We start from the raw sequence: 9,224 nt of genomic DNA, 5'->3' as shown, positions 1-9,224 counted from the left end.
CTTCATGAACCGCCGTATACGGAACCGTACGTACGGTGGTGTGGGGGGAGGGCCTAAAATGCCCTCCTACCCGATTCCACTACCAAGCCTTGTTCTTTTCGGTTAAACCGGGGCAGGGTTGTTTGAGTACAGCATTTCCAGACAATTTTGGGGAAGAGCGCATGAAAGAGTGCAAGGCATGGATTGCCGGTGTGTCGGGAACGAAACTGACCGAGGACGAAATCGCATTTTTCCGCGATGAAAGACCATGGGGCTTTATTCTTTTTGCGCGCAATGTCGAAAGTCTGGAACAGGTTTCCGAGCTGACGGCGCATATGCGCGACCTGACGGGTCGGGACCAGACGCCGGTTTTCATCGATCAGGAAGGTGGCCGCGTTCAGCGCCTTCGTCCGCCACTCGTTCCAAACTATCCTTCGGCCTCGGAAGTCGGTGCGATCTATGCGCGTGATCGCGAAGCTGGCCTGCGCGCTGCATGGCTTCATGCCCGCCTGCACGCATTCGATTTGCTGAAGGTTGGCGTCAATGTGGACTGCCTGCCGGTTCTGGACGTACCCGTCGAAGGCGCACATGATGTTATCGGTGCCCGGGCCTATTCCAAGAATCCGCACGCGGTTGCCGAGATGGGGCGAGCTGCTGCTGAAGGTCTGCTTGCCGGCGGTTTGCTGCCGGTGGTCAAGCATATGCCGGGCCACGGTCGTGCGTTTGCAGACACTCACAAGGAACTGGCGCGCGTTACCGTTCCTCTGAATGAACTGGTCGCGCATGATTTTGTGCCGTTCAAGGCGCTCAATGACCTGCCGATGGCAATGACCGCGCATGTCGTGTTCGATTGTATCGACCCGCAGCGCCCATCAACGCTGTCGCCGACCGTCATCAATACGATCATTCGCGATGTCATCCAGTTTGACGGTCTCGTTATGAGCGACGACATTTCCATGAAGGCGCTCTCGGGCGGCCTTGGCGATATTGCAGACGGCATCATCGGTGCCGGTTGTGATATGGTTCTCTATTGCGCAGGCGTGATGGAAGAACTGAAGCAGGTTGCAGCGCGTGTGCCGGTTCTTGAAGGCAAGGCGAAGCGCCGTGCCGATCTGGCGGAAGTCTATGCGGGCGATCCCGATCTTTCCGATGAGGATGAACTGCGTGCAGAATTCAACACCATGTTCGAACTGATAGCGTAATCGTCAAAAATTGGTAAACTGACGTCATCGGCGGATTGATCCGCCGGTGAACCTTATCAGCAGGGAAACGGGTTTGGCGGCATCGGGAGCAGACACAGACGGCAAAGACGGCACGCTCGTGCCGATGGATGCACTGTGGCAGGGCGATTCCGAGCGCAGTGAAAGCGAGCCGTCGCTTCTCATCGATGTGCAGGGATTTGAAGGTCCGCTTGATCTGCTGCTCCACCTTGCGCGGAGCCAGCGCGTGGATCTTGCCCGTATCTCCGTTCTGGCGCTCGCAGAGCAGTATCTGGTATTCGTGGAACAGGCACGCGCCTTACGCCTTGAACTTGCCGCCGACTATCTCGTCATGGCGGCGTGGCTTGCCTATCTCAAGTCGAAACTGCTGATCCCGAAGCAACAGGGCGATGATGGAGCCACCGGTGAAGAACTGGCTGCTTCGTTGCATTACCGTTTGAAGAGACTTGAAGCCATGCGCGATGCGGCGGCAAAACTCGTCAATCGCAACCGGCTGGGGCGGGATGTCTTTGCGCGCGGCATGCCGGAAATGGTTATGGTGGACAGGACCAGCCAGTTTTCGGCGACATTATACGACCTTCTCACCGCCTATGCTTCGCAGCGGCAGCGACAGTCCGTTTCGCAGGTGCAGATTGCCAGGCGGGCAGTCTGGTCATTGAAGGAAGCGCGGGTGGCGCTTGTGCGTTTGATGGGGGCTGTGGGGGACTGGATTTCTCTCGACCGTTTTCTGATCGATTATGCGCTTTCGCCGCGCGAGAGGGCTTCGGCGCTTGCGAGTTCCTTCGCCGCCAGTCTTGAACTTGTGCGCGAAGGCAAGCTGGAAGTCAGGCAAAACGCTCCTTTCGAGCCGATCTACATACGGGCGACAGGAGATATCAGCGAATTGGATGAGGACGAGGATGTCTGAAGCGGAACGTCGAAATCTGGCTGAAATCGATAGTGACGATGATCAGATCGAAACAGAAGTTTCTGTCTCGACACAGGGACTCGCCGACCTTGCGCGCATTGTCGAGGCCATTGTTTTTGCCTCTTCCGAGCCGGTTTCCGAACGCGCATTGGCAGAACGTCTGCCAGCCAATGTGGACGTCGCACCAGTTTTGAAGCATTTGCAGAAAATATATGAAACGCGCGGCGTGCATCTCGTTCAGGTCGGTAGCGCATGGGCGTTCCGCACCGCTCCCGATCTCGCCTTTCTCATGAGCCGCGAAGCTGTGCAGCAGCGCAAACTATCCCGCGCTGCGATGGAAGTGCTGGCCATCATCGCCTATCACCAGCCGGTCACGCGTGCCGAGCTGGAAGACATTCGCGGTGTGGAGACCTCAAAGGGTACGCTGGATGTTCTGATGGAGACCGGCTGGATAAAATTGCGCGGTCGCCGCCGGACACCCGGTCGTCCGGTCACTTATGGAACAACGGACACGTTTCTTGACCATTTCGGCCTGCCTGAAATCCGTGATCTGCCCGGATTGGAAGAGCTGCGGGGGGCAGGGCTGCTCTCGGCACGTATGCCGTCGAGCTTTGCCGTTCCGGTGCCGAATATCGACCCGGACGAGCTGACAGAAGACGAAGAGCCGCTCGAAGATATCGATCTGGAGAGCCTTGGCTTGCTCGCTCCACGCGGTGAATAGTCTCAGTCTGCCCTTTCAAGTGAATTTTATTTGCTGCAGAGCCGTTCACCGTCACACTTCTGTTTGAAAGATTTGTTGAAAGCGCTTAAATCGTAACTGGCATTGCAGGAACATGCCGCGCGTTCGCGGCAATGAGAGGAATAAAATGGGTAGCTTTTCCATCTGGCACTGGCTGATCGTCCTGGCGGTTGTCCTTCTTCTGTTTGGCCGCGGCAAGATTCCCGAGCTGATGGGTGATGTTGCCAAGGGCATCAAGAACTTCAAGCAGGGCATGTCCGACGAAGACGCCAAGGATGAAGCCAGGGATGCGGGTCGTACGATCGACGCCAAGGCTGACGAAACCGTCAACGACGTCAAGAAAACCACCAAGTCCTGATCTAACGGATAAAGCATGCTGCGCACGTGCAAGCGCGCGCAGCATATTTTGCCATTTACAAGTGCGGTTTTCCGCCGAAAGACGGGACGCGCGCGCGAATTGCGCGGGGTATCAAGAATATGTTCGACATCGGTTGGTCTGAACTTCTGATTATTGCGATCGTGATGATCGTGGTGGTCGGTCCCAAGGATTTGCCGAAAATGCTGCGTGCATTCGGCAAGGCTACAGCGCGCATGCGTGCGACCGCCAACGAGTTCAAGCAGCAGTTCGACGAAGCCTTGAAAGAGGCCGAGCTTGACGACGTCAAAACCATCATCGATGAGACCCGCAAGCTCGATCCGCGCTCAAAAATCACGCAAGTGTTCGATCCGATTCGAAGTGCAGGCGAGGATTTGCGCGCCGGCCTCCAGTCCACATCGTCCATGTCTCCGGCGACACCTGATAAAGTCGCTGAAGTGACGACTCCGGTCGATGCCGGTGGCGCACCGGTTCCGCCTGCTGTGAAGCCAGCCGCGGAAAAAGCCGTAGTAGCGCCGAAGAAAACCACCCGCAAGGCTGCACCGAAGGCAGAGAATAACACGACCGAAGCCAAGACAGCCAAAGCGAAAGCTGCTCCGAAGGCGGTTTCCGTCGCAAAGCCCGCTGCTAAAAAGCCCGCAGCGGCGAAGCCGGAAACAGCCAAGGCTGCTGCCGCACCTGCCAAGAAGACCACGAAGAAGACAGGAACCAAAGCGTGAAACGCGACGAGGACGAAATCGAACAGAGCGCAGCGCCTCTGCTTGAGCACCTGATCGAGCTGCGCCGCCGCCTGATCTGGGCAATTCTGGCATTTTTCGTGGCATTTATTTTCTGTTTCGCGTTCGCAAAACAGCTCTTCAACCTGCTCGTCGTGCCTTATCAGTGGGCGCTCGACTGGGCGGGCATGGATCGTTCGAAAGCAGAACTGATCTATACTGCGCCGCAGGAATTCTTCTTCACGCAGGTGAAGGTCGCCATGTTCGGCGGCATCGTGCTGGCATTTCCCATCATTGCCGCGCAGATCTACAAGTTCGTGGCACCCGGCCTCTACAAGCATGAGCGCATGGCGTTCCTGCCGTTCCTGATCGCATCGCCGATCCTGTTTTTGACCGGAGGCGCGCTCGTCTACTTCTTCTTCACGCCGATGGTGATGTGGTTCTTCCTCGCAATGCAGCAAACTGGCGGCAGCGGCGAAGTGCAGATTTCGCTCCTTCCGAAAGTATCGGAATATCTGAGCCTCATCATGACGCTCATCTTCGCTTTCGGCCTGGTTTTCCAGCTACCGGTCGTGACGAGCCTGATGGCTCGCGTCGGTCTGGTGACCTCGGCTGGCCTGAAGGACAAGCGCAAATACGCAATTGTCATCGCTTTCATCGTCGCGGCGGTGCTTACGCCGCCCGATCCGGCGAGCCAGATCGGCCTTGCCTTGCCGACGATCCTTCTCTACGAGATTTCAATCATCGTGGCTCGCATGATCGAGAAGAAGCGGGATGAGGCGCAGGAAGCTTCCGACGCTGAAAACAACGCTTCATCGTCCTGATTTGTCACGATAATTCTGTGGGGTCGCAGGTTGTGCGGCCTCGCTTCTGTTCAATTTCACGAAACGGCTTTTCCCATGCTCGACATCAAATGGATTCGCGAAAACCCTGAAACCCTCGACAAAGCGCTCGCCAAGCGTGGGGCTCAGTCGCTGTCGTCCGAATTGATGGCGCTGGATGAAAAACGCCGCGAATATGTCGGCAAGGTTCAGGCCGCCCAGGAGCGCCGCAACGCCGCCTCGAAGGAAATCGGCAAGGCCATGGCTGCGAAGGACGCAGCAACGGCTGACAAACTGAAGGCCGAAGTCGCCGAGTTGAAAGATTTTCTTGCTCAGGCCGAAGATGAAGAACGTCGCCTGACCAAGGAACTGAACGACGCCCTGTCGACCATCCCCAATATTCCGCTTGACGACGTACCGCTCGGCAAGGATGAAAGCGACAATGTCGAAGTTCGTCGCATCGGCAACCAGCGGAACTTTGCCTTCCAGCCGAAGGAACATTTCGAGCTGGGCGAGGCGCTCGGCTACATGGATTTCGAGCGCGCTGTAAAGCTCGCAGGTTCGCGCTTTACCGTGTTGAAGGGGCCGCTTGCGCGTCTCGAACGTGCGCTTGGCCAGTTCATGCTCGACCTGCACACCATGGAACACGGCTATACCGAAACGATGCCACCGCTGATGGTGCGCGACGAAGCTGTCTACGGCACCGGCCAGCTACCGAAATTCTCGGAAGACCTGTTCCGCACCACGGACGGCCGCTGGCTGATTCCAACCGCCGAAGTTCCGCTGACCAATCTGGTTGCCGATGAAATCGTCGATACCAAGTCGCTTCCCCAGCGCTACACGGCGCTGACCCCATGCTTCCGTTCGGAAGCAGGTTCTGCCGGTCGCGACACGCGCGGCATGCTGCGCCAGCACCAGTTCCTGAAAGTGGAAATGGTGTCGATCACCGATGCCGACAGCTCGGTTGAAGAGCATGAGCGCATGACCGCCTGTGCAGAAGAAGTGCTGAAGCGCCTTGGTCTGCCGTTCCGCACCGTCGTGCTCTGCACCGGCGATATGGGCTTCGGCGCACAGAAGACCTACGATATTGAAGTATGGCTGCCCGGCCAGAACACCTATCGCGAAATCTCAAGCTGTTCGGTCTGCGGTGATTTCCAGGGACGCCGCATGAATGCCCGCTATCGCCCTGAAGGCGAGAAATCGACCCGTTTCGTGCATACGCTGAACGGTTCGGGCGTTGCCGTCGGTCGTGCGCTGATCGCTGTTATGGAAAATTATCAGGAAGAAGATGGCAGCATTCATATTCCTGAAGCATTGCAGCCATACATGGGCGGCCTCACGCGGATAGAGAAAGCTGCGTGAATCACATTTATTGATAGCCATAATGAAGGAGTGACGACGTGCGAATTCTGCTGACGAACGATGATGGTATCCACGCTGAAGGCCTCGCAGTTCTGGAGCGGATCGCACGCAAGCTCTCCGACGATGTCTGGGTTGTCGCACCGGAAACCGACCAAAGCGGCCTCGCACATTCGCTGACGCTGTCGGAACCGCTCCGCCTTCGCCAGATCGATGATCGTCATTTCGCATTGCGCGGTACGCCGACCGATTGCGTCATCATGGGTGTGCGCCACGTTCTGCCGGGTGCGCCTGATCTCATTCTTTCGGGCGTGAACTCCGGTGCGAATATTGCCGACGATGTCACCTATTCGGGCACTGTGGCTGGCGCTATGGAAGGCACGCTGCTCGGCGTCCGGTCCATCGCACTGTCGCAGGAATATGAGTATGAGGGCGACCGCCGCATCGTGCCTTGGGAAACGGCGGAAACCCACGCCCCTGACCTTATCCGCAAGCTGATGGAAGCAGGATGGCCGGAAGGCGTCCTGCTGAACCTCAACTTCCCGAATTGCGGTGCGGATGAAGTCAAGGGAACGCGCGTTACGGCTCAAGGTAAGCTCAGCCATGACGCACGCCTCGATGAACGTCGCGACGGACGCGGCTTCCCGTATTTCTGGCTGCATTTTGGTCGGGGTAAAGCGCCGGTCGCGGACGACAGCGATATCGCAGCCATTCGTTCCGATTGCATTTCGGTAACCCCGTTGCACCTTGATCTGACCGCGCATAAGGTGCGGGCAGAATTGAGCGCAGCACTTGGGGTTGAAGCATGAGGCAGGCAGTGTCTGAGCGCCCACGGCTTTCGGACAGAGAAGGATTTATATCCTTCGTTATGCGGATGCGCGGATACGGGATTGACGATCCGCGCCTCTTTGCAGCCATCGAGTCCACGCCGCGCCAGAGCTTTCTTGCGTCGTCGTGGTCTCATCTTTCCTATAGTCCCCGTACCGCGCCGCTTGACTGCGGCGAGTACATGGAGGGGATTGATGAGCAGGCCCGCGCCATTGCCGCGCTCAAGCTGGAGCCGGGTCATCGGGTGCTGGAGATCGGAACCGGGTCGGGTTTCACGGCGGCTGTCATGTCGTCGTTGGCCGGTCGCGTCACGACCGTTGAGCGTTATCGCAAGCTTTGTGATCACGCCTTGCAGCAGTTCGTATCGCTGAAGCGCGAAAACATCATGGTCAAACATGCCGATGGTCGCCATGGAATGCCGGGTGGCCCCTTTGACCGTATCCTGATCTGGCTCGCCTTCGAGGAAGTGCCACGCCATTTCGTCGATTTGCTCGCAACGCACGGCGTGCTGATCGCCCCGATTGGTCCAGGCGATGGTCGGCAGGTCATGACCCGCATCGCCAAGGTCGGCAGCCGATTCGAGCAGGAGGACCTGATGGCGGTCCGCTACCAGCCTTTCATCGAGGGTGTCTCGTCCGTTCTGTGATCGGCGCGCGTATCGATTCGTCAAAATGATGGCTATCAGGCTCTCTCCGTCCGCGCCGGGGAGGGCTTTCGGTCGCTTTGTGCGCTTATGGTATTTAATTGGTGAATCTTTTTTCGAAGATTTGCCGTTCTTAACCAGAGAGTAACATTAACGCGTTTTAATCACCTTACTGAGTTTCGAGTATGGGCGAGTTGAACATGCGTTTACAAATTTTGCAGCACACGTCTGAACGTCTCCTGCGGAATGTCGCGATCGTTCTGATTGCCGGTTTTGGTGCCGGGTGCAGTGCCGATACGATGCGCTTCACTGATGGTATCAGTACGGGCTCTACGTCCAGTCAGCGTGTCGCACAGCAGCCGGCTGGCGATCTTTATGCATCTGCGGCTCCCGTAGCTCCCGCTTCGAGCGGTTCCGTTCAGCGCAATTCACTGCCTCCGGTGTCTTCTGCGCCGATGGCAGCGCCTGTGGCGGCAGCACGACAGTCGGTTCAGGCTCCGGTCGCAGCGGCATCCAATAACATTCAGAATCATGTCGGGCAGGCGCAGGATATGGCCGCAAATCGTGTGAATAACACGGTCAATGCCGCTGAAACCAAAGTTGCCAGCGCGGCAACATCTACGCGCAATACCGTAAATGGCGCGCAGGAAAAGGTTCTCGGTCAGCTTCCGGCGAACCCGGCCATGCCACGGCCAACGGATAACAATATCGCGGTTGTCCCGCAGGCACCTGCCGTCAACGGCAAGAAGCCTTCGGCAAACGATATGGCTTCGGCAGGCGCAAACGCTACGACGCCACCAGCGCCGAACAGTACCTACACGGTTAAGAGTGGCGATTCGCTCTTCTCCATCGCGCAGAAGCACAATGTTCCTGTCGAGCAGTTGAAGAAGGCAAACGGTCTGTCGAACGGCGCTATCCGCGTCGGCCAGGCACTCGTCATTCCTTCTGCCGCAGCAGGCAATGCAACGCAGGTTGCAGCGGTTTCGCAGCCGCCGGAAAATCCGGCCAACGCCGCCGCGGCACCGACCGCCAATGCAGATGTGAAGCCTTACACGCCGCCACAGGCGAGCAACAAGGTGATCGAGGATGCCGAGAAGGATCAGGCGGCAGCGCCTTCCTCAACCGGCATTTCCCAGATGCGCTGGCCGGTACGTGGCCGTATTCTCGCAAGCTTCGGCCAGCGAGACGGTACATCGGTGAGCGACGGCATCGACATCATGGTTCCGGAAGGTACGTCGGTGAAGGCTGCTGAAAACGGCGTCGTCATTTATGCCGGTGACGGTCTCAAGGAATTCGGACAGACGGTTCTGATCCGTCACGATAATGGCCTTGTCACTGTTTACGGTCACAACAGCCAGATACTGGTTCAACGTGGGCAGAAGGTTCGTCGCGGCGAAGAAGTTGCAAAGTCGGGCATGAGCGGCAACGCGAAGTCTCCGAAGCTGCATTTCGAAGTCCGCAAGAATTCGTCTCCGGTCAATCCTAACAAGTATCTGGAATCCTGATAAAAAATGTTCAACTAAAGAAAGAAGGCGGGCCAAAAGCCCGCCTTTCTTTTTATGGGTGCGCCGAGCATGGCGCGTGGTGCGCAATCACCGTTTGACCGGGATGGTATCCGGTCGATGACTTGGAGGTG

General features: G+C 57.5%; 10 protein-coding genes. All 10 read left to right on the top strand.

The genetic code is table 11. The annotated features are described in order from the left end of the window. The first annotated feature begins 161 nt into the window (after positions 1-161). The 10 genes from nagZ to dipM all read left to right on the top strand — a co-directional run bounded on the left by nagZ (position 162) and on the right by dipM (position 9,093). Positions 162-1,181: a beta-N-acetylhexosaminidase gene (nagZ, locus tag HWX93_RS22150; protein ID WP_176038752.1), complete on the top strand. Its 1,020-nt coding sequence runs from the start codon at positions 162-164 to the stop codon at positions 1,179-1,181. Positions 1,182-1,254: 73 nt separating this feature from the next. Further along, positions 1,255-2,106, top strand: coding sequence for a segregation and condensation protein A (locus tag HWX93_RS22145; RefSeq protein WP_176038751.1), 852 nt, complete (start codon positions 1,255-1,257; stop codon positions 2,104-2,106). After that, positions 2,099-2,827: an SMC-Scp complex subunit ScpB gene (scpB, locus tag HWX93_RS22140; RefSeq protein WP_151557402.1), complete on the top strand. Its 729-nt coding sequence runs from the start codon at positions 2,099-2,101 to the stop codon at positions 2,825-2,827. The genes HWX93_RS22145 and scpB overlap by 8 nt, the downstream gene beginning before the upstream one ends. A 145-nt stretch (positions 2,828-2,972) precedes the next feature. Further along, on the top strand, positions 2,973-3,203 hold the full coding sequence (locus HWX93_RS22135; RefSeq protein ID WP_151557404.1) for a twin-arginine translocase TatA/TatE family subunit: 231 nt from the start codon (positions 2,973-2,975) through the stop codon (positions 3,201-3,203). Positions 3,204-3,322: 119 nt separating this feature from the next. Then, positions 3,323-3,940: a Sec-independent protein translocase protein TatB gene (gene tatB / locus HWX93_RS22130; protein WP_176038750.1), complete on the top strand. Its 618-nt coding sequence runs from the start codon at positions 3,323-3,325 to the stop codon at positions 3,938-3,940. Further along, entirely contained in the window at positions 3,937-4,761 is an 825-nt protein-coding gene (gene tatC / locus HWX93_RS22125; protein ID WP_061346421.1) for a twin-arginine translocase subunit TatC, read from the top strand. Before tatB ends, tatC begins: the two co-directional genes overlap by 4 nt. 75 nt (positions 4,762-4,836) lie before the next feature. After that, entirely contained in the window at positions 4,837-6,120 is a 1,284-nt protein-coding gene (serS, locus tag HWX93_RS22120; RefSeq protein ID WP_176038749.1) for a serine--tRNA ligase, read from the top strand. A gap of 38 nt (positions 6,121-6,158) precedes the next feature. Beyond that, positions 6,159-6,926: a 5'/3'-nucleotidase SurE gene (gene surE, locus HWX93_RS22115; RefSeq protein ID WP_061346419.1), complete on the top strand. Its 768-nt coding sequence runs from the start codon at positions 6,159-6,161 to the stop codon at positions 6,924-6,926. Beyond that, complete coding sequence (locus HWX93_RS22110) at positions 6,923-7,591, top strand: protein-L-isoaspartate(D-aspartate) O-methyltransferase (RefSeq protein WP_176038748.1); 669 nt, start codon at positions 6,923-6,925, stop codon at positions 7,589-7,591. Before surE ends, HWX93_RS22110 begins: the two co-directional genes overlap by 4 nt. 182 nt (positions 7,592-7,773) lie before the next feature. Then, positions 7,774-9,093 carry a cell division endopeptidase DipM gene (gene dipM, locus HWX93_RS22105; protein ID WP_176038747.1) on the top strand — a complete coding sequence of 440 codons (1,320 nt, stop codon included), beginning with the start codon at positions 7,774-7,776 and terminating at the stop codon, positions 9,091-9,093. Positions 9,094-9,224: the final 131 nt, after the last annotated feature.

The sequence above is a fragment of the Brucella tritici genome, from assembly GCF_902825325.1.
Taxonomy (GTDB): Bacteria; Pseudomonadota; Alphaproteobacteria; order Rhizobiales; family Rhizobiaceae; genus Brucella.
The sequence above is the reverse complement of the archived record's forward strand: the minus strand, read 5'-3'. Positions and strand labels throughout refer to the sequence as shown.